Annotated in this window: 24 protein-coding genes; 5 read left to right on the plus strand and 19 right to left on the minus strand. The window is 69.6% G+C overall.

Features of this window, described 5'->3' with window-relative positions:
* The first annotated feature begins 11 nt into the window (after positions 1-11).
* Positions 12-839, plus strand: a complete 828-nt coding sequence (locus ACFQU4_RS17640) for an LLM class flavin-dependent oxidoreductase (protein WP_377494193.1) — start codon at positions 12-14, stop codon at positions 837-839.
* A gap of 57 nt (positions 840-896) precedes the next feature.
* Here ACFQU4_RS17640 and ACFQU4_RS17645 read toward each other — a convergent pair whose 3' ends face one another.
* The 9 genes from ACFQU4_RS17645 to ACFQU4_RS17685 all read right to left on the minus strand — a co-directional run bounded on the left by ACFQU4_RS17645 (position 897) and on the right by ACFQU4_RS17685 (position 6,714).
* Positions 897-1,493, minus strand: a complete 597-nt coding sequence (locus ACFQU4_RS17645) for a MerR family transcriptional regulator (RefSeq protein WP_377494195.1) — start codon at positions 1,491-1,493, stop codon at positions 897-899.
* Between the two features lie 179 nt (positions 1,494-1,672).
* Positions 1,673-2,236: a dihydrofolate reductase family protein gene (locus ACFQU4_RS17650; protein WP_377494197.1), complete on the minus strand. Its 564-nt coding sequence runs from the start codon at positions 2,234-2,236 to the stop codon at positions 1,673-1,675.
* A 75-nt stretch (positions 2,237-2,311) separates the two neighbouring features.
* A complete protein-coding gene (locus tag ACFQU4_RS17655) occupies positions 2,312-2,794 on the minus strand; it encodes a bifunctional nuclease family protein (protein ID WP_152363846.1) in 483 nt (160 codons plus the stop codon).
* Between the two features lie 83 nt (positions 2,795-2,877).
* Positions 2,878-3,672, minus strand: a complete 795-nt coding sequence (locus ACFQU4_RS17660) for a MerR family transcriptional regulator (RefSeq protein ID WP_377494199.1) — start codon at positions 3,670-3,672, stop codon at positions 2,878-2,880.
* Positions 3,673-3,686: 14 nt separating this feature from the next.
* On the minus strand, positions 3,687-4,196 hold the full coding sequence (locus tag ACFQU4_RS17665) for an FHA domain-containing protein (protein ID WP_377494201.1): 510 nt from the start codon (positions 4,194-4,196) through the stop codon (positions 3,687-3,689).
* 116 nt (positions 4,197-4,312) lie between these two features.
* Entirely contained in the window at positions 4,313-4,705 is a 393-nt protein-coding gene (gcvH, locus tag ACFQU4_RS17670; protein ID WP_377494203.1) for a glycine cleavage system protein GcvH, read from the minus strand.
* 65 nt (positions 4,706-4,770) lie between these two features.
* A complete protein-coding gene (locus ACFQU4_RS17675) occupies positions 4,771-5,589 on the minus strand; it encodes a DUF881 domain-containing protein (protein ID WP_377494205.1) in 819 nt (272 codons plus the stop codon).
* Positions 5,582-5,914: a small basic family protein gene (locus ACFQU4_RS17680; RefSeq protein WP_377494207.1), complete on the minus strand. Its 333-nt coding sequence runs from the start codon at positions 5,912-5,914 to the stop codon at positions 5,582-5,584. Before ACFQU4_RS17680 ends, ACFQU4_RS17675 begins: the two co-directional genes overlap by 8 nt.
* Positions 5,911-6,714, minus strand: coding sequence for a DUF881 domain-containing protein (locus ACFQU4_RS17685; RefSeq protein ID WP_377494209.1), 804 nt, complete (start codon positions 6,712-6,714; stop codon positions 5,911-5,913). Before ACFQU4_RS17685 ends, ACFQU4_RS17680 begins: the two co-directional genes overlap by 4 nt.
* A 290-nt stretch (positions 6,715-7,004) precedes the next feature.
* On the opposite strand from ACFQU4_RS17685, the gene ACFQU4_RS17690 reads away from it, so the two are divergent.
* The gene (locus ACFQU4_RS17690; RefSeq protein WP_377494211.1) at positions 7,005-7,184 is read left to right on the plus strand and encodes a hypothetical protein; all 180 of its coding nucleotides are present in this window, start codon (positions 7,005-7,007) and stop codon (positions 7,182-7,184) included.
* A gap of 13 nt (positions 7,185-7,197) precedes the next feature.
* On the opposite strand, the gene ACFQU4_RS17695 is transcribed toward ACFQU4_RS17690, so the two are convergent.
* Genes ACFQU4_RS17695 through thrS form a run of 5 tightly spaced genes read right to left on the minus strand, consistent with a single transcriptional unit; the run spans position 7,198 to position 12,549 of the window.
* Entirely contained in the window at positions 7,198-8,385 is a 1,188-nt protein-coding gene (locus ACFQU4_RS17695) for a glycosyltransferase family 4 protein (RefSeq protein ID WP_377494213.1), read from the minus strand.
* Positions 8,382-9,278, minus strand: coding sequence for a phosphatidylinositol mannoside acyltransferase (locus ACFQU4_RS17700; RefSeq protein ID WP_377494215.1), 897 nt, complete (start codon positions 9,276-9,278; stop codon positions 8,382-8,384). The genes ACFQU4_RS17695 and ACFQU4_RS17700 overlap by 4 nt, the downstream gene beginning before the upstream one ends.
* Entirely contained in the window at positions 9,262-9,948 is a 687-nt protein-coding gene (gene pgsA, locus ACFQU4_RS17705; protein WP_377494217.1) for a phosphatidylinositol phosphate synthase, read from the minus strand. Before pgsA ends, ACFQU4_RS17700 begins: the two co-directional genes overlap by 17 nt.
* A gap of 7 nt (positions 9,949-9,955) precedes the next feature.
* Complete coding sequence (locus tag ACFQU4_RS17710) at positions 9,956-10,513, minus strand: HIT family protein (RefSeq protein ID WP_377494219.1); 558 nt, start codon at positions 10,511-10,513, stop codon at positions 9,956-9,958.
* A 35-nt stretch (positions 10,514-10,548) separates the two neighbouring features.
* Positions 10,549-12,549, minus strand: coding sequence for a threonine--tRNA ligase (gene thrS / locus ACFQU4_RS17715; protein ID WP_377494221.1), 2,001 nt, complete (start codon positions 12,547-12,549; stop codon positions 10,549-10,551).
* 187 nt (positions 12,550-12,736) lie between these two features.
* On the opposite strand from thrS, the gene ACFQU4_RS17720 reads away from it, so the two are divergent.
* Positions 12,737-14,248, plus strand: coding sequence for a carboxylesterase/lipase family protein (locus ACFQU4_RS17720; RefSeq protein WP_377494223.1), 1,512 nt, complete (start codon positions 12,737-12,739; stop codon positions 14,246-14,248).
* Positions 14,249-14,277: 29 nt separating this feature from the next.
* On the opposite strand, the gene ACFQU4_RS17725 is transcribed toward ACFQU4_RS17720, so the two are convergent.
* From ACFQU4_RS17725 to ACFQU4_RS17735, 3 genes are read right to left on the minus strand one after another with little or no spacing between them, the layout of a single operon-like run.
* Positions 14,278-15,675, minus strand: a complete 1,398-nt coding sequence (locus ACFQU4_RS17725) for an exopolysaccharide biosynthesis polyprenyl glycosylphosphotransferase (protein ID WP_377494225.1) — start codon at positions 15,673-15,675, stop codon at positions 14,278-14,280.
* 33 nt (positions 15,676-15,708) lie between these two features.
* Positions 15,709-16,176, minus strand: a complete 468-nt coding sequence (locus ACFQU4_RS17730) for an AAA family ATPase (protein WP_377494227.1) — start codon at positions 16,174-16,176, stop codon at positions 15,709-15,711.
* Positions 16,176-16,676, minus strand: coding sequence for an NUDIX hydrolase (locus tag ACFQU4_RS17735; protein ID WP_377494229.1), 501 nt, complete (start codon positions 16,674-16,676; stop codon positions 16,176-16,178). Before ACFQU4_RS17735 ends, ACFQU4_RS17730 begins: the two co-directional genes overlap by 1 nt.
* 119 nt (positions 16,677-16,795) lie before the next feature.
* Between ACFQU4_RS17735 and ACFQU4_RS17740 the strand changes: the two genes are divergently transcribed.
* Entirely contained in the window at positions 16,796-17,614 is an 819-nt protein-coding gene (locus tag ACFQU4_RS17740) for a hypothetical protein (protein ID WP_377494231.1), read from the plus strand.
* Between the two features lie 126 nt (positions 17,615-17,740).
* Positions 17,741-17,971, plus strand: coding sequence for a hypothetical protein (locus ACFQU4_RS17745; protein ID WP_377494233.1), 231 nt, complete (start codon positions 17,741-17,743; stop codon positions 17,969-17,971).
* A gap of 52 nt (positions 17,972-18,023) precedes the next feature.
* On the opposite strand, the gene ACFQU4_RS17750 is transcribed toward ACFQU4_RS17745, so the two are convergent.
* Positions 18,024-19,706 (minus strand): hypothetical protein, encoded by a 1,683-nt coding sequence (locus ACFQU4_RS17750; protein WP_377494235.1) that lies wholly within the window; start codon positions 19,704-19,706, stop codon positions 18,024-18,026.
* A gap of 47 nt (positions 19,707-19,753) precedes the next feature.
* Complete coding sequence (locus tag ACFQU4_RS17755; protein WP_377494237.1) at positions 19,754-20,653, minus strand: phosphotransferase; 900 nt, start codon at positions 20,651-20,653, stop codon at positions 19,754-19,756.
* Between the last annotated feature and the right edge of the window lie 575 nt (positions 20,654-21,228).

Genomic DNA, 21,228 nt, shown 5'->3' on the forward strand with positions numbered 1-21,228 from the left:
CTGATGTCGGCATGACCGACACGATGAGGTACGGGCTCGCGATCTCACCGGCCGGGCCGTGGGGGCAGCCGGGCCGGATCGCCGAGCTGGCGGCGCTGGCCGAGCGGAGCGGCTGGGACGGCGTCTTCTGCGAGGACTACCTGGTGTTCTACGACGGGCTCGACTGCCACGACGTCTGGCTGACCCTGGCCCTGGTCGCGCAGGCCACGGAGCGGGTCACGCTCGGCACGATGGTGACGCCACTCCCCTGGCGCCGGGCCGCGACCGTGGCCGGCCAGGCGGCGACGCTCGACCACCTGTCCGGCGGCCGGGCCGTGCTGGGCGTCGGGATCGGCAGCGACGACGACCTGGACGCCGCCCTGGTCGAGCCCGCGCCGACCGCGAAGGAACGCGCGCAGCAGCTGGACCGTGGGCTGGACCAGATCGACCGGCTCTGGTCGGCCGGTGCCGACGGCCCGGCGCTCCGCCCGCCGCCGGTGCAGCGACCCCGGATCCCGGTCTGGGTCGGCGGCGCGATCACCCGGCCGGGTCCGCGGGCCCGGGCACTGCGCTGGGACGGGTCCTGCCTCTACCGCATCCCGCCGGGTTCGGGCTGGGAGGACGTGACCCCGGCCGACGTCGAGGCGCTTCGCTCGGACGCCGAGGCCCTGGGCAAGCCGGGGTTCACGATCGCGGTCGGCGGCCGGCCGCGGGCCGATGACCGGGCGGCCGACCTGCGCTATCTCGACGGGCTCCGCTCGGCCGGCACGGACTGGTTCGTCGAATACGTCCCGCCCCAACTCCCGTACCAGGAAGCGCTGCGCCGGATCGAGGGCGGCCCACTCTCCGTCGGTACCTAGGGGCATGCAAAACGCGACCGGAGAATCCGGTCGCGTCTTGGAACTTCGTACGTTCGGTCAGCTGACGGCGCGAGCCCGGCGACGGCGGGAGAGCTCGTCATCGGCGGACGGCGTCGCGGCCGCTTCCTCTTCGGCGCGCTCGGCCGGGAGGGCGGACAGGGTGCCTTCGATGTCGCGCCAGACACCGCCGAGGGCGATGCCGAAGACGCCCTGGCCACCGCGCAGCAGGTCGATCACCTCGTCGTCGGAGGTGCACTCGAAGACGCTGACGCCGTCGCTCATCAGAGTGACCTCGGTCAGGTCGTCGACGCCGCGGGCCCGCAGGTGCTCGATCGCGGTGCGGATCTGGTTCAGCGAGATCCCGGCGTCCAGCAGGCGCTTGATCACCTTGAGGATCAGGATGTCCCGGAAGCTGTACAGCCGCTGGCTGCCCGAGCCCTTGGCGCCGCGGATCTCCGGGGTGACCAGGCCGGTGCGGGCCCAGTAGTCGAGCTGCCGGTAGGTGATGCCGGCGGCGTTGCAGGCCACCGGACCGCGGAACCCGAGGTCGGCCGGCATCGGCGAGAAGTCGCCGTCGAACAGCAGTTCCTGCAGCTCGCCGGGCCGCGGCTCGGCATCGTTTCCTGGTGCCTGATGCTGCTCGGTTGTGCTCACTTCTGCCTCCGGATGCCAGTCAGCTTTGGGGAAGTCGAACGCCCGGGACGAATCTCAGGCATGGCATTACTCAGACGAATTTACGGGCCGGTTCTGCCGAGGGTCAACGACACGCCGATAGGCGGGCCGAATGCCGACCAGCTCTCAAGACCAGCCTGAGGGTTCTCGTCGGACCCTCGTCATCGCGCAGTGTAGACCTGCAGAACGACGCCCGAATCGAACCGGGTGACCTCGCTCAGGGTCAGTCCGCGCAGCGTCACGCCGTCGGGCAGCAGGGTCCGGCCGAGGCTGGTGATCACCGGGAACACGAACAGCCGGTACTCGTCGACCAGGTCGGCCCGGACGAGTTCGTGCACCACGCCGATGCTGCCGGTCACGCCCAGCTCGCCGCCCGATCCCTGGGTCTTGAGCTCGGCGACGGCCGGCACCAGCGGGCCGGTCAGCACGGTGCTGTTCTCCCACTCGGGATCGGTCAGGGTCGAGGACACGACGTACTTCTGCACGCGGTTCAGGTGCGCGGTGCTGCCGGTGGTGTCGTCGGTCTGCTTCGGCCAGTAGCCGCGGAAGTCCTCGAAGGTCTGCCGGCCCAGCAGCAGCGCCTCCTCGCGCTTCATCTGGTCCTGCATGACGGCGAGCAGGTCGTCGACGTCGTCCTGCTGACCGGGATCGAACCAGGGTTCGACGAATTCGATGACGCCGTTGGCGGTGATGTTCTCGGTGACGACGAGCCTGCGGTCGGGCATGACGGACCTCCTGGTGAACGACAGTCGTTCAGAGGAAGACCCGGGCCGGCCGCAGAACTCATCGGCCGGCGGCGGTCAGGGTTGCTTCGGGCCCTCGCCGGTGACGAAATCGTCCGGGTTGACCTGGTCGAGGAACTCGCGGAACTTCTCCACTTCGTCCTCCTCGGCCTCGGGCCATTCGATCCCGGCCTCGTCGAGGACTTCCTCGGCGCAGTAGATGTCGCAGCCGATCCGTACCGCGAGAGCGACCGAGTCGGACGGCCGGGCGCTGATCTCGACCCCGTCGATCAGCAGGACGGCGTAGTACGTCCCGTCGTCGACCTCGGTGATCTGGACCTCGGTGAGCCGGTGGTTCAACGCCTCCAGCACGTTCACCATCAGGTCGTGCGTCATCGGCCGCGGCGGCTCCAGCCCTTCCTGGGCGCTGGCGATCGCCGAGGCCTCACTCGCGCCGATGAAGATCGGCAGCGCACGGGTCCCGCCGACCTCTCGGAGCAGGAGGATCGGCTGATTCGACGGCATCTCCACCCGGACGCCGACGACCTCGAGTTCACGCATAACTCCACACTACTTCTCTCGGCTGCCCGCCCAAAGGTTCGGGTGCCGTCCGCGGAAAGGTGTCCGTGCCGTGTCGCACAGCGCTAGCGCTGTTCCATGGCCGTGCGGACCAGCGCGGCGTGGAAGCTGATCACCAGCTGGGTGATCTCCTTCGACACCTCGGTGTTGCCGCCGCCGCGCCGGACGTGCGGCGCGATCGCCTGCTCGACCAGGCCGACCTCGCGGTCGACCGACATCTTGAACGCCCGCAGGTGCCGGGTGTCGATCCCGAACTCCGACATCCGGCGGGCCGCGATCGCGATCGTCAACGCGTCCCGGCCGTAGTGGGCGGTGCCCCGCCGCGGCTGCACGATCAGCATCCGCTCCAGCTCGGTCAGGGCCGGTTCGGACAGGCCGCTCGCCTCGAGCAGCTGGGACCGGGTCAGCCGGATCGCGGACCGCTGCTGTTGTTGCTGCTGCGCGGGGGCGTTGTTCGCGCCGGCGTCCGGGTTCGAACCCGGCTGCGGCTTCGCGTCGCCGGCGGCCGGCTCCGACAACGACGGTACGGACGGCGGCGGTTCACCCTGGTCGAGCTTCTCCAAGTGCTCCCGGATCACCTTCAACGGGAGGTAATGGTCCCGCTGCACCGACAGGATGTAGCGGAGACGCTCGATGTCGGACTGGGAGTAGCGCCGGTAACCCGAGGACGGCGACCGGACCGGCGCGATCAGGCCCTCGCTCTCCAGGAACCGGATCTTGGAGATCGAGATGTCGGGGAATTCCGGGCGTAGGGCGTTCAGCGCCTGCCCGATGCTGCGGAGTCGCTGACCTCCCGAACTGCCACCCCTCACCGGGGAGACGTGGTCCGGAGTCCTCGCGGGCTGCGGTTGGTCCGCCATCGATCCCGTACGGCCTAGGCCGTGTCCTGCCCCGTGAAGAAGACCAGGCGGAACTTGCCGATCTGCACCTCGTCGCCCTGCGCGAGGAGCCGCGTCTCGACCAGTTCACGGTTGACGTAGGTCCCGTTCAGGCTGCCCAGGTCCTTGACCGTGGTGCCTTCGGCGGACCGGGTGAAGTCGGCGTGCCGACGGGAGACCGAGATGTCGTCGAGGAAGATGTCGGAGTCCTGGTGCCGGCCCGCGGTGACGACATCGGTGTTCAGCAGGTAGCGGCTGCCGGCGTTCGACCCGCGCCGGACGACGAGCAGCGCCGAGCCCTGCGGCAGCGCCTTGACCGCGGCCTCGTCCTCGGCCGTGAGCGACTCCGAGTCACGATCGTCGACCGCTGGCATCGTCCGCGTGGTGTCCGACGCGGACGTACGGTCGACGACGGGCGCGGTGACCGACGTCAGCGGGGTACCGCACTGGCCACAGAAGTTGCTCCCCTCGGGGTTGTCGTGGCCACAGTTGGTGCAGTACGGCATGAAACCTCAATCGGCTCGGTCGTCCCCTGAGAGTGCTCAAGGATTCATGGAGAGTTTAGGGCACGTCGCCCCGGAAACAACTCCGTTCCGCGGGCCCGTCGGCGAGCCGTTTCGGGTCAGTTTCCTTGTTCGGTCAACTCGGCGTAGGCGTCCGCGTCGAGCAGGTCGTCCAGCTCGTTGTCCGACGCGACCTCGACCTCGAACAGCCAGCCGTCGCCGTACGGATCCGTGTTGAGCAGCTCCGGGGCCCCGTCGAGGGACTGGTTCACCGCGCTGACCACGCCGCTCACCGGTGCGAACACGTCGGACACGCTCTTGGTCGAGTCCAGTTCGCCGCAGGCGTCGCCGGCCGCGACCGTCGCGCCGACCTCGGGCAGCGAGACGTAGACGATGTCGCCCAACTGCTCGGCGGCGAAATCGGTGATCCCGACCCGGACCGTCGACGAATTGCCGGTGCGCACCCACTCGTGTTCGGTGCTGTACTTCAGGTCCTCCGGGAAGGTGGGCATTCCGCACTCCTTAGGTGGTTCTCGGGTGGTGGGCCGCGGGCCGGTACGGGCTCGTGCGCGGATGATCAGCGTGGGGTCGGCGGACTCGACGCGGGCCGAGCGTACTGATTCGGTTCGGCACGATGCAAGGAACTGATCACCAGCCTGCTCAGCTGGGAGATCTCCACCGTGCCGCCGATCTGCGGGCCGGTGATCTCGCTCACGATCCCGCCGCGGAACCGGGAGGCCTCCTCCAGGCTGTGCGGGTCGCCGATGACGCTGATCGTGATCGGCCGGGTGATCGGCTGGCCGTCCGCGACGAGCTGGTCGCCGGCGCCGCCGAACCAGGTCGACGCGACCACCCGGATCGAGTTGTTGATCTCGATCACCTCGGCGCCGGCGTCACGCAGTTCCTCGACCGCGCTGAGCATCACGTCGCCGTCGACCTTGTTCTGCGGGTCCTCGATCGTCATCCGGATGCCCGGGCCCTGGGCCGGGATGGTGCCGGCCAGGATCGACGCCTTCTCGAGGTTCTGCTCCAACTGTTCCCGCGCGTTCTTGGACCGGTCGGCGCCGGACGCCAGGTCCTTGCGCTTCTGTTCCAGGTCGGCGATCTCGGCCTCGTACTGCTTCGATTTCTGGCCCAGGCCGTCGAGCAGGATGAACAGCTGCTCCCGGTTCAGGTTGCGGTACGTCTCGTCCGCCGAGTTGGCCCGGATCTGCATCACGGCGCCGAGCCCGATCAGGAACAGCATCACGGCTGCGATCACCTGCGCCTTGCCGGGTTTGATCATGGCCCGGCCGAGCCGGCGCAGCGGCGCCTCCTCCGGCTCGGCCGGCCGGGATCGCTTCGGGGTCGGGGTCTCGTCCGGCTCCCCCGGTCCGGGAGTCCGCTGGTCAGGCATGGAGCAGCGCCCGCCGGATCGCCGCAGCGTTGGTGAAGATGCGGATGCCGAGCACGACCACGACCGCGGTCGACAGCTGGGAGCCGACGCCGATCTGGTCACCGATGAAGACGATCAAGGCGGCGATCAGGACGTTCGAGATGAACGAGACGACGAACACCCGGTCGGTGAACGTCCCGTCCAGGTAGGCCCGGAACGCCCCGAAGATCGCGTCCATCGCTGCCACGATCGCGATCGGCAGGTACGGCTGCAGCACCTGCGGCAGCGTCGGCTCGAGCAGCAGGCCGGCGATGATGCCGAGCAGCAACCCGATGACCGGAATCATTGGGCGCCCCGCGCGTGCCGCAGGTTGATGCCGGGGTCGGCGTCCATGGTGATCTCCTTCACGGTGCTCAGTTCGTACCGCATTCCACGGCTCTTCGCCAATTCGTTCCACCAGACGCCGGCGTGGGTCTGCACGAAGTGTTGTTGCGAGGTCTCCGGATCGGTGATCGCCTCCACCCGGTACGGCCTCGTGATCGACCGGTAGTCGACGGTGATCGCCTCGCCCGCCCCGCGGATCGAGGTCAGCGGCGACAACCGGTGCCCGTTCACCGTGACCGCCTCCGCGCCGACCTGCCAGAGTCCGTTGACCAGGATCTGCAGGTCCAGGTCGAGCACCCGGTCCCGCGAGTCCTGGCTGTCCCCCGGCGCGTCGTCGACCACGACCGTGAGCCCCGGCCCGGTCACCGGCGCGGCCCCGTTGGCCGCATCGGCCAGCGCGATCCGCCGCTCCAGCTCCTTGGCCTCGGCGTCGCCGCCGAGCGCACTCGCCCGAAGCCCCTCGATCTCCGCGTCCAGGGCGTCGGCCCGGGTCCGGAGTTGATCTTGCTCGGCCTCGGCCTGGGCGATCCTGGTGATCAACTCGCGCCGCTCGTCGGCGATCTCCGGTGCGGCCTGGGAGTTCTTCACCACCGAGACGCTGACCATGATGCCGATCAAGATCGCGACCAGCGCGAAGCCGAGCCGCCAGCGCGGCCGTGCGGTCCGGCCGGCCGCGACCGCTTCGGCGTAGCCGGGGTCGACCGGTTCCTTGACGATCTGCAGCAGCAGGTCCATGCTCGCCGCGGGCGCGCGCGGCGGCACGATCGCTCGGGACGGTCGTGGCCTGGACGCCCGACCGCCCCGTGGTTCGGATCCGGGCGACGGCATCGCACCAGGTTAGTACCCGGCCGCCCGCGATTCCTGGCGCCTGGCCAGGCACGACGGACGCGCCGTTCGGCCCGCCCGATGGAGCGTGGTGCGGTCGTCCCGACGGCACCGCGTGCAGTGCCACCACGGACCGCTCTACGATCGAGGAGATCACGCAGGAGAAATCTCGAGACCGGCGAGTACCGCAAGATCACGGAGGGTGAAGACATCGTGGTGTTCACGAGGTGACGGCGATCAGAAGGTTGATCGAGGTGCTGGCGTTCTCGGCCACCATGGTCGCCGTGCTGGTGCCGGTCGACGCACCGGTCCAGCAGCCGCCGCCGGCGCGGGTCGCCCAGACCCAGGACCTCGCGCCCGAGTTGGCGCGGCGGACCGAACCCGCCTGCCGCTGCGGCACGCGCTAGCTGATCACTGAGTTCAGCCGGTCAGGCTGGGAATCCGCTCGCCGGCCAGGGTGCTCTGGTAGATGTCGGCCAGCCGCGGGCCGACCATGGCCCAGTCGTAGCCGCGGCTCGCGGCGCGGGCGCGGCCGGCGCGCTGCCGTACCGCCGAGCGGTCGGCCAGGGTCGTGATCACGGCCACCGCCAACCGGTCCGGATCGCCGGCCGGGAACAGTTCCCCGAGCCGGTCCGTGTCGCCGTCGCGGAGCAGGTCGACGAAGGCGGGCAGGTCGGACGCGACGATCGGGGCGCCGCTCGCCATCGCCTCCAGCAGTACGATCCCGAAGCTCTCCCGGGCCCGGTGCGGCGCGACGAACACGTCGGTGGTGCCGAGCAGCCGGGCCCGTTCGGCGTTGCTGATCATGCCGACACCGCGGCAGTCCCGGGGCAGTCCTCGATCCCCCTGCCCGGCGATCACGACCTCGAGTTCGCCGATGCCCAGTTCGCGGGCGCCGGTCCTGATCCGCGGCAGCGCGGCGAGCAGGACGTCGAGTCCCTTGCGCGGCTCGTCCAGCCGGCCCAGGAAGGCGAGCCGCGGTCGGTCGCCGCCGCGCCACGGACCTGGCCGGTCCGGTGTCCGCTCGAGGTCGGCGGTGAACTCACCGTGGCTGAACCCGTTGGGTACGACGACGGCGTCCCGGCCGAGGTAGCGGACGACCACCTCGCGGGCCGACTCGGAGACCGCGATGCCGGTGTCGATCTTGCCGATCGAGCCGCGCAGCAGGCCGCCGGCGATCCGCATCGAGCGGGACCGCGGCGTCGCGGTGTGGAAGGTCGCCACCACCGGCACCGACCCGGCCCAGAGGGCCAGCATCGAGACGCTCGGGGTGATCGGTTCGTGCAGGTGCAGCAGGTCGAACCGGCCGTCGCGGAGCCAGCCGCGGACCCGGGCGGCGCTGAACGGGCCGAAGTTCACCCGGGCCACCGACCCGTTGTACGGGACCGGCACCGCAGGTCCGGCCGAGGTGAACGTCTCGGCCGGCAGCCCGGCCTCGGCCAGGCTGGACGCGATCAGGGCGTCCGGCCGGCCGGGCCCGAGGATGCTCGGCCGGAACCCGTTCCGGGCCAGGAACCCGGCCAGCCCGACCACGTGGTTCTGGACACCACCGGGCTGGTCGAAGGAATAGGGACAGACCAGGCCGACCCTTGGGGCGGGGTGGCTCACGCAGCCGCCTCGGCGGGGAAGAACGGCTGGAACAGGTGCCAGTCCTCGGGCTGTTTCGGCAGCTCGGCGGCGAAGAAGTCGCAGACCTGCTGGGTCATCGCGACCAGCCCGTCGCGGCCGGGCCGGTGCTCGACCGGGTCGCCGAGCACCACCTCCAGGCCGCGGCCCGAGAATCGGGCGACGCCCGGGATCAGGGCGGCGCCGGTCCGGCGGGCCACCACCGCGGGTCCGGCCGGCATCGTGGTCCGCGCCGTCCTGCCGTACGGCAGCCGCCAGGTCACCTCGACCCCGCTGCCGGCCAGGTCCCGGTCACCGATCAGGCAGACCATCCGGCCCGCCTTCACCGCGGCGATCAACGTCGACAGGGCGTTCGGGTCGGTGTGCGCGATGACCTCCATGCCGAGGCCCTCGCGGAACTTCACGAACGCGGCGTACTCGTCCTCGCCCAGCTGCTCGGCCACCGTGCTCACCGGCCGCAGGTTGAGGCAGGCCCAGGCACCGGCCAGATCCCAGTTGCCGCTGTGCGGCAGCACCACGACCGCGCCCTCGGCGTCCAGCGCGGCCCGCAGCGGGGCGTCGTTGACCAGCACCACCCGGCGGTCGATCTCGGCCCGGCTCCAGCGGGCCAGGGCGAGCACCTGGTGGAAGTTGCGCAGGTACGAGGCGACGCCGCGGCGCACCAGGTCGTCCGGGCAGGGGCGGCTCGTCAACACGGTGACATTGTGCCGCCAGGTGGCCAGGGCCGAAGAACCCGCCGCCGTCGCCAGCCGGGCTCCGGCCGCGATGATCACTTCGGCGGCCCGGTCCGGGATCCGTGCCGCGATCCGCCAGCCGAGGGCGTACACACCACGGAGCAGGGTGTCGACCATCGACCGATCAGGACGTCGGCGCATCCGGCTCCCCACCCGCCGGGTGATCGGGTTCGGCCGACTGATCATCACGGTTCTGTTGATCTTGCTCCTCGCCCTGCCGGGCCTGCTGCCGGACCAGCAGCATCCGCTGCACGACGGTGATGGTGTTGATCACCGCCAGCACGGTGAGTCCGAGCTCGAGCACGTACGGAATCCCGAAGCCGGCCAGGAACAACGCGAGCAAGATCACCAGCAGCCGGTCCGCCCGTGCCGCCAGGCCGCCCGGCGCGGTGAAGCCCAGGCTCTCCGCCCTGGCCTTGACGTAGGAGGTGAGCTGGCCGGCCACCAGCGCCCAGACCGCGATCACCGGCCAGATCAGCGGTTGATCACGGCCGACGAAATAGAGCACCACGCCGCCGAACACCGCGCCGTCGCCGATCCGGTCCAGGCTCGAGTCGAGGAAGGCGCCCCAACGGCTGGTCCGGCCGCTGATCTTGGCCATCTGCCCGTCCAGCATGTCGAACAGGACGAAGAAGGTGACGATGATCACGCCGGGTAGGAACCACCCGTTGGGGAAGAAGATCAACGCGCCGAGCAGCACGCCGAGGGTGCCGATGCAGGTGATCAGGTCCGGGGTCGCGCCGATCCGCAGCAGGAACCGCGCCGCCGGGGTGAGGGCGGCAGCGGCGAGTCCGCGAAATCGTTCCAGCACGACGCGATCAGTCCGGGCTCGTGGTGGTCCGGAGCTCGCGCCAGGCCTGGCTGACGAGTTCCCGGGTGTCGCCGAGGAGTTGTGGCAGGGCCTTCGTCTGGCCGACCACGGGCAGGAAGTTCGCGTCGCCGGCCCAGCGCGGCACCACGTGCTGGTGCAGGTGGGCGGCGATCCCGGCGCCGGCGATCGAGCCCTGGTTGACGCCCAGGTTGAAGCCGTCGGGGTTGCTGGCCGCCCGCAGCGCACGCATCGCGTCCTGGGTCAGCTCGGTCAGCTCACGGCCCTCGTCGGCGGTCAGGTCCGTGTAGTCGGCGACGTGCCGATACGGGCAGACCAGCAGGTGTCCCGGCGAGTACGGGTACAGGTTGAGCACCACGTACGCGTGCTCGCCGCGGTGCACGATCAGCCCGTCGGCATCGGTCCGGGACGGGATCCGGCAGAACGGGCAGGCCGGTGCGGCGTCCGACTCCGGCTTGTTCTCGCCGCGGATGTAGACCATCCGGTGCGGCGTCCAGAGCCGCTGGAACGCGTCCGGCACGCCGGGCAGCTCCTCGGCCTGCTCCACTCGGTCCCCTCCCTATCGTCCGGCGTCGGCGCTGGTCAGACCTGGCGGCGTTCGGCGATCGCGGTGACGATCTCGGACACCGCGTCGGCGATCGGGACGCCGTTCTTCTGGGTGCCGTCGCGATACCGGAACGACACCGCGTCGGCGGCCGCGTCCTCGCCCCCGGCGATCAGGACGTAGGGCACCTTCTCCTTGCTGGCGTTGCGGATCTTCTTCTGCATCCGGTCGTCCGAGGTGTCCACCTCGACCCGTACGCCCTGCTCGCGGAGCTTCGCCGCGATGCCTTCCAGATAAGGGTTGTACTCGTCGGCGACCGGGATGCCGATCACCTGGACCGGGGACAGCCAGGGAGGGAAGGCACCGGCGTAGTGCTCGGTCAGCACGCCGATGAACCGCTCGATCGAGCCGAACAGGGCCCGGTGGATCATCATCGGCCGCTGCCGGGTGCCGTCCGGCGCGGTGATCTCCAGCCCGAACCGTTCCGGCAGCATCAGGTCGACCTGGATGGTCGACATCTGCCAGGTCCGGCCGATCGCGTCCCGCGCCTGGACCGAGATCTTCGGCGCGTAGAACGCGGCCCCGCCCGGATCGAGCACCAGCTCCAGCCCGGACGACTCGGCGGCCTTCCGGAGCATCTCGGTGGCGCGTTCCCACTCCTCGTCGGTGCCGATCGACTTCTCCGGGTCCCGGGTCGAGAGCTCCAGGTAGAAGTCGTCCAGGCCGTAGTCGGCGAGCAGTTCGAGGACGAACTTCAGCAGCGAGATCAGCTCGTCCTGCGCCTGATCTTCGAGGCAGTAGATGTGTGCGTCGTCCTGGGTCATCCCGCGGACCCGGGTCAGGCCGTGCACGACGCCGGACATCTCGTAGCGGTAGACGCTGCCGAACTCGAACAGCCGCAGCGGCAGCTCGCGGTAGGACCGGCCGCGGGAGCGGAAGATCAGGCAGTGCATCGGGCAGTTCATGGGCTTCAGGTAGTAGTCCTGGCCCTGCCGCTTCACGGTGCCGTCCGGGTGCCGTTCCTCGTCCAGGTGCATCGGCGGGAACATGCCGTCGGCGTAGAAGCCGAGGTGGCCGGAGATGTCGAACAGCTCCGCCTTGGTGACGTGTGGGGTGTTGACGAAGTCGTACCCGGCCTCGATGTGCCGCTTCCGGGAGTAGTCCTCCATCACCGTGCGCAGGATGCCGCCCTTGGGATGGAACACGGCCAGCCCGGAGCCGATCTCGTCCGGGAACGAGAACAGGTCCAGCTCGCGGCCCAGCTTGCGGTGGTCGCGCTTGGCGGCCTCCTCCAGCCGGGTCAGGTACGCCTTCAGGTCGTCCCGGCTCGGCCACGCGGTGCCGTACAACCGTTGCAGGGATTGGTTCTCCTGGTTTCCGCGCCAGTAGGCGGCCGACGTCCGCATCAGCGACACGGCGGGGATGTAGCCGGTGTGCGGCACGTGCGGGCCGCGGCACAGGTCCTTCCAGGCCACCGAGTCGTCGCGGCGCAGGTTGTCGTAGATGGTCAGCTCGCCGGCGCCGACCTCGACGTTGGCACCGTCGTCCGCGCCGGCCGATCCCTTGTCGTTGATCAGTTCCAGCTTGTACGGCTCCGCGGCCAGCTCCGCCCTGGCCTCGTCGTCGCTGACCGGGCGGCGGCGGAACCGCTGCCGCTCCTTGATGATCTTGGTCATCTGCTTCTCGATCGACTTCAGATCATCGGGCGTGAACGGCTCCGCGACGTCGAAGTCGTAATAGAACCCGTCCGTGATCGGCGGTCCGATGCCGAGCTTGGCGTCGCTGTGCAGCGTCTGGACGGCCTGGGCGGCGACGTGCGCCGCGGAGTGCCGCAGGATCGCCAGGCCCTCGTCGGAGTCGATCATGACCGGCTCCACCGTCGCCCCAGCCGGGAGCTCCCGGTGCAGGTCCCACGTCTCGCCGTCCACCCGGACCGCGACCACGGTCCGGTCGTCGCCGTACAGGTCGAGACCGGTCGTCGTGCCGTCGACCACCCGGGGTTCGGTCCTGCCGGGGTTCTGCGTCGACGTGGATGACACGACTGTGGTCCTTTCGGTGTTGATCGGCCTGGTCTTGACACTTCGTCAGGCAGCCGAGGGTAAAGACTAGTCCCAGGTCACCCTCTCCCCCGTTCCGGCACGCACTCCGCGGGTCTCGGCTGCCGGGAGGTGCCGGTCCGTCCCCCTCGCCGACGACGGCTCCGGGCCTGCGCAGGAGGATGGGGGCATGGGGCTTGAGGTGGCGACGTCGGCTGGGGTCGTGCGCGGGGTGCGGCGGGAGACGGGGCACGGGGAGGTCGAGGAGTTCCTCGGGCTGCCGTACGCGGTGGCCGAGCGGTTCCGGGTCGCGGGCCCGGTACCGCCCTGGACCGGGGTCCGCGAGGCCCGGGCCTATGCACCACCGGCGCCGCAGGTCGGTGACGACGGGTTCACCGGGAGTGAGCGGGACTGCCTGGCGGTCAACGTGTGGCGGCCGCCCGGCGCGACCGGGCTGCCGATCATGGTGTGGATCCACGGCGGCGGGTTCATCGGAGGCGCGCCGTCGGACGCACTGTCGGACGGGGACCGGCTCGCGGCCCGGCACGGAGTGATCGTGGTCGCCGTCGGGTACCGGCTCGGCGCGCTCGGCTTCCTGACCCTGGAACACCTGCTGGGCGAGGAGTTCCGGGACGCGGCGAACCTGGCGCCGCTGGACCTGGTGGCGGCGTTGCGGTGGGTCCGTGATCATGCCGAGGCGCTCGGCGGCGACCCGGACCGGGTGACCGTGTTCGGCCAGTCCGCCGGCGGGGCGGCGACCGCGACGCTGCTCGGGATGCCGATCACCGAGGGGTTGTTCCGGCGGGCGATCGTGCAGAGCGGTACCGCGGAGCGGGCCCAGCCGCCCGAGTTCGGCATCGAGCGGACCGCCGAGCTGCTGGGCCTGCTCGACCTGTCCGAGCGGCAGGCCGCGCGGCTGCTGGAGCTGCCGGCCGAGGCGCTCCTCGAGGCGCAGACCCGGTTGATCGAGCGACGCAGCCGGGGCCGGCTGGCGACCGTGTTCGCGTTCCAGCCCACGGTCGACGGGCGGGTGCTGCCCGAGCTGCCGTACCGGTCGGTGGCGGCCGGGACCAACGCCGGGGTCGACCTCGTCGTCGGCACCAACGAGCACGAGGCGGCTGGGCTCGGCGTACCGCTGGCGCTGACCGACCGCGAGGTCGCCGGCCTGGCGGAGCAGCTGCCGGAGTTGATCACCGGCGACTTCCCGGACCGGCCGGGGCTGGCCGACCGGTATCGGGCGGCGTTCGGCGATCTCGTTCCGGGTGCGTCGGAAGCCGAGCTGATCGGGGGCTACCTCACTGACCGGACCTACCGGCAGCCGTCCAACCGGCTGCTCGCCGCCCGGCAGGCCGCTTCGGGGCGTACGTATGCGTACCTCTTCACCTGGGAGCCGCGCCGTCCCGGCCCTCGGCGCGGAGCCGTGCACTCGGCCGAGTTGCCGTTCCTGTTCCGGCACCAAGATCATCCCCGGCTCACCGACGAGCTGGGACAGCGGCTGCCGGCCGGGCTGGCCGACAGCGTGTCCACGGCCTGGGCGACCTTCGCCGAGACCGGGCGGCCGCTGCTGCCCGACGGCACGGACTGGCCGCAGTACGAGGTGCCGGACCGGTCGACCATGATCATCGACGAACGGCTCCGGGTGGCCGGCGATCCGCGGGGCGAGCTGCGGGCCCTGCTGGCCGATGCCACTCAGGAACCTTGAGGCTCACCGAACCGCTGCGGCCGTCCAATCTAGAGCCGGCGGGTCAAGATCACCCAGGCGGTCCGGACCATGATCTGCAGGTCGACCATCGGCGACCAGTTCGCCAGATATTGGAGATCGTGGCCGAGCTTGAACTCCGGGTGGGTGTGGTAGCGGCCGTACACCTGGGCCAGGCCGGTGATGCCCGGCTCGATCTGGTGCCGCCGCCGGTAGCCCGGGATCAGCCGCTCGTATTCCTCCATCTCCTCCGGCCGTTCCGGCCGCGGTCCGACGATGGTCATCTGACCGAACAGGACGTTGATCAACTGCGGCAGCTCGTCCAGCCGGGTGCTGCGCAGCCAGCCGAGTCCCTTGATCACCCGCGGATCGTCCGTCGCGGCCTGGACGGGCACCCCGCCGACTTCCGCGTCGCGGCGCATGGTGCGGAACTTGAGCATCCGGAACGACGCTTCACCGCGGCCGACCCGGTCCTGGATGAACAGCAGCGGCCGGCCGGCCCGGACCGCGACCAGGATCGCGGTCATGATCGTCAACGGGATCGTGATCGGCGCGGTGATCAACAACACGGCCAGATCCATCCAGCGCTTGAGCCGCTGCTGCGACCGGGTGAGCACGTGCGCGGACAGCGACACCACCGGCATCCCGCCGATCTCCCCCACCGTCCGCAGCCCCAGCAACGAGTCGTGCGGCCGGACCAGCTGCAGCACCTCGACGCCGTCGTTCTCCAACCTGGACAGGGAATCCGCGTAGAGATCACGCAGGGTGTCACCGTCCAGCAGCAGCACATCCGTCGCGGCGTACTCGATCACCTGGCGTTCCAGGCCGGTGACGCTGCCGACCCGCCCGGCGACCGCGACGGCCGACGCCTCACTGAGGTGACGTTCGGCCAGCGCCGTGGCTTCCGCCGAGCCGACCAGCAGGACCCGGGGCGGGCCCTCGATCCGTTCCCGGAGTGACCGCGAGATCTGCCGGGTCGCGGACAGCGCGATCGGGCCGATGATCGCGTACCCGAGCAGGACGCTGCGCGGAATCAGGAAGTCGGCCATCAGCCAGCTGATCAGGCCGACGATCAGCGACGCGATCCAGACCAGGGTCACCATCCGCGGCAGGGCCGGCCGGACCACCACCCGCCGCTCGCGGTCGTACAGTCCGCCGATCGAGAAGACCGCCAGGCTGATGAAGGCGACGAGCGCGTACTTCCAGACGTACTCGTCGAAGTGGGCGAACGCCTTGAAGTTGGGCCGCAGTACGCCCATGCCGGCGCTGATCAGCAGCAGCAGGGCGTAAACCAGGACCAGATCGGCGACGTGCAGCAGCCGGATGCCGCGCCGGTTCATGGCCCGCACGACGACCACCCGGGCCCGGGCTCTCGCACCCGTCGGGACGAGGGCGCGGTCAGGGGTCCCGTCGTGCGCCGGCACAGTCATGCGGCCCATGATTGCACCCGCCCCCGCGTGCGGTCAGCGAGGTGCCGGTGCGTCGTAGCGGGCCAGTTCGTCGGACGTCGGTACCTCGAACCAGGCGGCCCACTCCTCCAGGTGCTCCCGGGTGATCGGCGCGGCCCGCCACTGGTCGGACGCGTTGCGCCGCTCGATCCGCGACCACAGCTCGTCGATCGGCAGGACCAGGGCGTGCAGTTCGACCCGGACCCCGAGTTCGCGGGCCAGGTCCCGCAGGCGGTCCCGCTCGGCCCGCGACCAGAACCCGTACTCCAAGATCACGTCGACCCCGGCGGCCAGGAGTTCGGTGGTGAGCCGGATCAGCCGGCTCTCCAGCCGCTCCCGGGCCGGCTCGTCGAACAGGTCGATGCCGAGGTCGGCCAGCCACTCGTCGGGGCAGAACCGGATCGCCCCGGTCGCCGCCGCGAGCCGCACGGCATGGGTGGTCTTGCCCGCCCCGGGCAGGCCGCAGATCAGGTAGAGCGTCATCACCCGGTCACCGGCTCGGACCAGCGGAAGGACGGAATCTCCGCGTCCGGGTCGACCAGTTCGAACGTCCAGGCCAGCCCGCGCTCGCCGACGGTCAGGTAGCGCAGAGCCGGCTCCCGCTTCGGCCCGTAAGCGACCTCGGCGAGCAAGGCGATCGCCTCATCCCGGGCGAACCAGCGCGCGTCCGTGACGGTCCGGTCGGGGTCGGCCGGCCGCAGCGGGGTCCCCGCAGCGACCTCGGCTGTGAAGTTCCAGCTGCCGGAATGCCGGCCACCGTTGAACGTGACGGTCGTGGTGGAGATCAGTTCAAGATCATCAATGCCGATCCGGCAGCCGGTCTCCTCGATCAGTTCCCGTACCGCGGTCTGTTCCGGCGTCTCCCCCTCCTCGACGGTCCCGCTCGGCACCGTCCACCCGGGCACGCCGGTGAAGAAGTCCGGCTCCCGCACCATCAGGACGGAGTCTCCGGCGATGACCAGCATTCCGGCGTAGCTGCGCATGGGCCGAAGGATAGAAGGTTCTCCGCGTCGGGTTCGCAGGTTCCCCTTGCCCGCCGGAGGCGCTGACCGAGAACCGGTGGCCGGTAGGGTTCCGAGGAATCAGCTGTGGGGAGTTGGCTGTGGAGGAACTGACGACCTGGACGCCATGGGTGGCGGTCGCCTTCCATGTGCTCATCGTGGTGGCCTGCGGCTGGGTGCTGCTGCGGTGGTCGCTGGGCGGCATGATCGGAAAGCTGCGGGGTCCGGCGTTCGGCTTGGTGCTCAGCGCGGTGGTCGCGGCCCTGCAGATCGTGGGATTCAGCACGGGCCTGGTCGGCGGAAGCATCGGTCAGACCTGGCCGAAGCTGCTCGCGGCCGTCGGGGCTGTCATCGAGTTCGGAGCCTGCCTGCTGGCCATGCGAGAGGCCCGGCGCTTCGAACACGGTGACGACGCGAAGCGCGACCTTCCAGGGATGGGTGTCCTGCAGGGCGCGGTGGGCACGGCGGGGCTGACGCTGTTGGTGTCCATCCTGTTTCTGCTGTTCCTCATTCTGATCAGGTGGGACTCGGATCCCTCGATCATCAAAGGGACCAAGCCCTTCAAATCGGCGAATGTGTGCAACAGCGCCAGCGGTTACGTCTGTCCCGCGACCGAACAATTCATCTGGCGTCCCACGGCGGTGCAGCGGGACATCGATGTCCTCATCGACCGGGGCCGGCCCAATATCCTCACCAAGCACGACGGCTACGTCGTCGTCCAGGTGTACGACTTGTGTGACGGCGACAGCGAGGTTCGGTGGAGCCTCGCCCAGGACGGCGAATCCCTCGGTGCCGGAGTCCTGCGCGGTGCTCAGGAGGTACGCATCGAGGCGGGACCGGCGCGTTCACAGAACCTGCACCTGGAAGCCCGCCGCCTCAACGGCGGATCGTGCGGCACCACGCTAGGACTGAAACCCTGACCGCCGCACACCCGGAACGAATGCCCCGGATCTGGCCCGGGCTGAATGTCGATCAGGAATCGAGAAGCACTGCCGGTCGCCACGACACTAGCGTGATCTTCACCAAGATCATTCCGAGGAGGACCGATGAAGGCAAGCAGACGCATCCGACAGTTCCACCGCTGGCTGTCGATGATCTTCACCGCGACCGTGATCGTCGCGTTCGTCGCCACGGTCAACCAGCCGACCCTGCCGTTCGCCCTGGTCTACGCCCCGCTCCCGCCGCTCGCCCTGCAACTCCTGACCGGCCTCTACCTCTTCGCCCTCCCCTACGTCACCAGGCGGCGAGGTGCGAAGAGGGCGCCTCATCCCGCCTGAGTTCGCCAGATCCTCTCTCACCACCAGATCGGAACTCCTTCGCCCGACAGGCTCAGCCGTCGAGGGTCTTGGTCGGCCAGGCACCGACATCGCGAAGGAACGGATAGCGATCGCCGAACTGGTGGGCCAACGGACCCAGATCGCTGCCCCACAAGCGATCGAGGAGGGGAAAGTCGGCCGGGTTGATCGCGATGCGGGCCAGCGGACGCACCGGGACGACGCTGGTCAGCTCGCCCCTCCTCCTGAAGGTGTCCGGCGGCAGGACGTAGATCGTGGCGTCGCAGAACGGCCGGTCCGCCAGGGCGACGCCGTTGGCCGACAGGACGAAGCAACGCTCGAGTCGGCCGTCGGGTCGGCGCTCCCACGAGATCTCGTTCGACAGGTTCGGAACGCGGGCCTTGTCGATGATGCCGAAGTACATGGCGAACAGCGCATGATCAACGGCGAAGACGCCCGGCTGCCCGGAGACGTGGCCACCTCCCCAGCTCCGGCTGCGAGGCTCCAGCACGTCGATGCCGGGCACCTGTGAACCGTGCAGCAGGAGACCATGCCGCTCGACCAGGTAGTGCAGAAACTGCCACTTGGGTACGTCGAGCGCGTAGTCGAGATCGCCTCCGTCCGCGGCGCTCCACTGCCGCTCGCACGCGCTCGCGATCTCGTCCAGGTCGATCTCCGGGCGCACCATGTGCAAACCCCACGGCCAGCGGGTCGGGTCGCTGGCCACACGGGGCGCCCTGGTCACCAGCGTCGCGACCTCGTGGACCAGGCCGGGTTCGATCTCCGCTCCGTGCACCGGGCGGCCGTGGAACGCCAGGGCGAGCGCCGCGTTGCGGCGTATTTCCGAGTCGTCGTCCCTGAGTTGCTCGGTGATCTTCGCCACGACCGCCTCGGCACGGGTGCTCACGGTCGCGGTCAGCGCAGAGAAGGTGAGTCGTTCCTCCCATTCCGGCCACATGACACTTCGCTCGGGCAGCCGTGGATAGTGCGGGCTCAACTGGGCGAACGCGCGGATCAGGCCGATCCGCAGCCAGCGGTCGGCATCAGTCAATTCCCCGAGCAGTACGTCAGCGACCGCGTCACCGTCGTCGTCGATCCGAATCAGCGTGTAGGCAGCCGTGAGACGGGCTCGCAACGTCGCAGCGGAGTCCCGCAAGACAGCGGCCACCGCCGGTCGACTGGCACGAGCAACGGCGCCCAGACCCGCAAGGGCTCGCAGCGGTCTCACCGGGTCCGAGGCGGAGGCGAGGCTCCGTGTCACGGCTCCGAGTGCGCGGGCACCGCCGACCGCGACCGAGGCCGTCAGCGCGTGTGGCTCCTCGGATTCAGCGAGAGCGCCGTACACGTCGGCGACAGCCTGTCCGAGTTCGCCGGCCAGACACGCGGCATCGTCACGGGTGACCGGGTCGGGATCCGAGAGTGCACCGATGATGGCGGCACCGACGCCAGCCGGCTCGCCGGCTCGAGCGAGGGTCCGCGCCGCGCCGAGACGCGCCGGACCCGGTTCGCTGACCAGTGCGCGAGCTCGTGAGATCCCAAGATCACCGAGCAACCCGAGCGCTTCCGGCACCTGGACCAGTCTGATCGCCGCCTCCGGGTGGCTAAGTCCACGTACCAGCTCCGAAACCCCGTCCGAGAACCCTAGGTAGGCGAGCCGCACCGCAGCGTTGAGGCGAACCTGGGAATCCCCGGATGCCAGCAGCCGCCGAAGCGATGCCCGCCCGATGCCCATGATCAATCATGGACCAACATCCGCGATCCCAGCGGATGATCATCCGGAAAGAGCTAGAGCTGATCAAGGGCCGACCTGAGAAACCTGTCTCGTCGTGCGGGTTCGCTGCCGTCCTTCGGCCCGAATTCACAGGGCGCGTTGAGAGCGGCCCGGACGTCCCAGTACGCGACCGTCGCCTCATCCAGGCGAACCCTCGTGACCTGCTGCCAGCCGGCAAGAACCTCGGAGGCAATGGTGGCTGGATCGATGAGCTCGTGATCGACGTGGAGGTCGGCATCGAACCGGGCTAGTCCAAGATCAATTCCCGGATGCCCGATACCCGCAGCATCCCAATCCACCATCCCGATCAGGTGATGACCGATCCAGAGGGTGTTGCCGAGGTGCAGGTCACCATGAACGAGCACCGGGTCCGCGGCCGGCTCCGGCAGCAGAGCCAGCCGCGCTTCGGCCGACTCCAGCAGCTTGGACCGCCCACCCTTCGGAGCGATGATCGACCGCTCCGCCTCGGCTGGTGCCATCCCCGAGTCGGCACAGACCTGGTTGATCATTGCTGATCGCTCGGATGCCGTGCCGTGCTCGTAGCGCAGGGCACCCCGGCGGTCCCTAGCCGCGTGATCGATGTCAATCGGGCCGTCCAGCAACGGAAGTCCGTCGCGCAGACCCCCTTGCACGTAGGTCAACGACGCGACCGCGGCACCATAGGCGCGCAATTGCTCTGGATCCGTGATCTGAGGACTGCTTCGACCTGGCAAGGCCGTCACGATCGTGGCGAGGTGCCCGGTCTCGCTGCCGTCGAGGTCGGCGGCGAGAAGTCTGGGCGCCGCGAGCGCATGGTCCTCGGCCAGCGCCAGCGCTCGTACTTCGCGAACAAATCGGAGTTGCGCTTCCGCACCCAGCGGCTCGGTGCGGAGCACCACATGGGTGGTGCGCTGCGGACCCTCGATCCAGAGCAATCGCGGAGGTGCCGGTGACCAACCAGGAAGCGGTACCACCTCGACCAGCCGTCCACCTGGAGCGACCGCTCTCATGACCCATTCGACAACCGACGCTGGAACCATCCCTGGTACCGACCTATCCCCTAGTGATCCTGACCCGACTGCGGGTTCTTATGTCAGGGGGAGCAATTCGGCGATGAGCCTTCAGGGAGCCCTTCACAAGCTATCGATCATCGATCGACCGCGCTAGCGCATTTCACCCGCGGCAGAGGTTAGGAAGACTCAGTCCCCACCGGAACCCCACACCCACGAAACGCACACCATCAGGAACGCAGGGGGTTTGGGGGACTCGGTCCCCCAAAGATCAAAAACGACCGCCCCCGTTACCTTTCTGGTGGCTCTTGAGGTAAGGGCCACGGTCGCCGGGCCTGGTATGACTTACTGCCCCTGTCGTTCGCATGATCCGGGGGGGTGTTGTCGCCGGGTCGGGTGGCGTCGAGTGACCGCTGATAGGGACACGGCCCAACGAGGTCTCTTTGTAACGTGGCTGCCGGGACTTGATGCCTGATCGGTGACCGATTGCCGCAGAGAGG

Source organism: Microlunatus sp. GCM10028923 (assembly GCF_042666975.1).
Classification (GTDB): Bacteria; Actinomycetota; Actinomycetes; order Propionibacteriales; family Propionibacteriaceae; genus Microlunatus.

Excerpts from the sequence above, each read along its gene's own strand:
- ACFQU4_RS17640 (WP_377494193.1), top strand. The coding sequence starts at position 12 with ATGACCGACACGATGAGGTACGGGCTCGCGATCTCACCGGCCGGGCCG.
- ACFQU4_RS17650 (WP_377494197.1), bottom strand. The coding sequence starts at position 2,236 with ATGCCCGACCGCAGGCTCGTCGTCACCGAGAACATCACCGCCAACGGC.
- ACFQU4_RS17655 (WP_152363846.1), bottom strand. The coding sequence starts at position 2,794 with ATGCGTGAACTCGAGGTCGTCGGCGTCCGGGTGGAGATGCCGTCGAAT.
- ACFQU4_RS17660 (WP_377494199.1), bottom strand. The coding sequence starts at position 3,672 with ATGGCGGACCAACCGCAGCCCGCGAGGACTCCGGACCACGTCTCCCCG.
- ACFQU4_RS17665 (WP_377494201.1), bottom strand. The coding sequence starts at position 4,196 with ATGCCGTACTGCACCAACTGTGGCCACGACAACCCCGAGGGGAGCAAC.
- gcvH (WP_377494203.1), bottom strand. The coding sequence starts at position 4,705 with ATGCCCACCTTCCCGGAGGACCTGAAGTACAGCACCGAACACGAGTGG.
- ACFQU4_RS17675 (WP_377494205.1), bottom strand. The coding sequence starts at position 5,589 with ATGCCTGACCAGCGGACTCCCGGACCGGGGGAGCCGGACGAGACCCCG.
- ACFQU4_RS17680 (WP_377494207.1), bottom strand. The coding sequence starts at position 5,914 with ATGATTCCGGTCATCGGGTTGCTGCTCGGCATCATCGCCGGCCTGCTG.
- ACFQU4_RS17700 (WP_377494215.1), bottom strand. The coding sequence starts at position 9,278 with ATGCGCCGACGTCCTGATCGGTCGATGGTCGACACCCTGCTCCGTGGT.
- ACFQU4_RS17720 (WP_377494223.1), top strand. The coding sequence starts at position 12,737 with ATGGGGCTTGAGGTGGCGACGTCGGCTGGGGTCGTGCGCGGGGTGCGG.
- ACFQU4_RS17725 (WP_377494225.1), bottom strand. The coding sequence starts at position 15,675 with ATGACTGTGCCGGCGCACGACGGGACCCCTGACCGCGCCCTCGTCCCG.
- ACFQU4_RS17730 (WP_377494227.1), bottom strand. The coding sequence starts at position 16,176 with ATGACGCTCTACCTGATCTGCGGCCTGCCCGGGGCGGGCAAGACCACC.
- ACFQU4_RS17735 (WP_377494229.1), bottom strand. The coding sequence starts at position 16,676 with ATGCGCAGCTACGCCGGAATGCTGGTCATCGCCGGAGACTCCGTCCTG.
- ACFQU4_RS17745 (WP_377494233.1), top strand. The coding sequence starts at position 17,741 with ATGAAGGCAAGCAGACGCATCCGACAGTTCCACCGCTGGCTGTCGATG.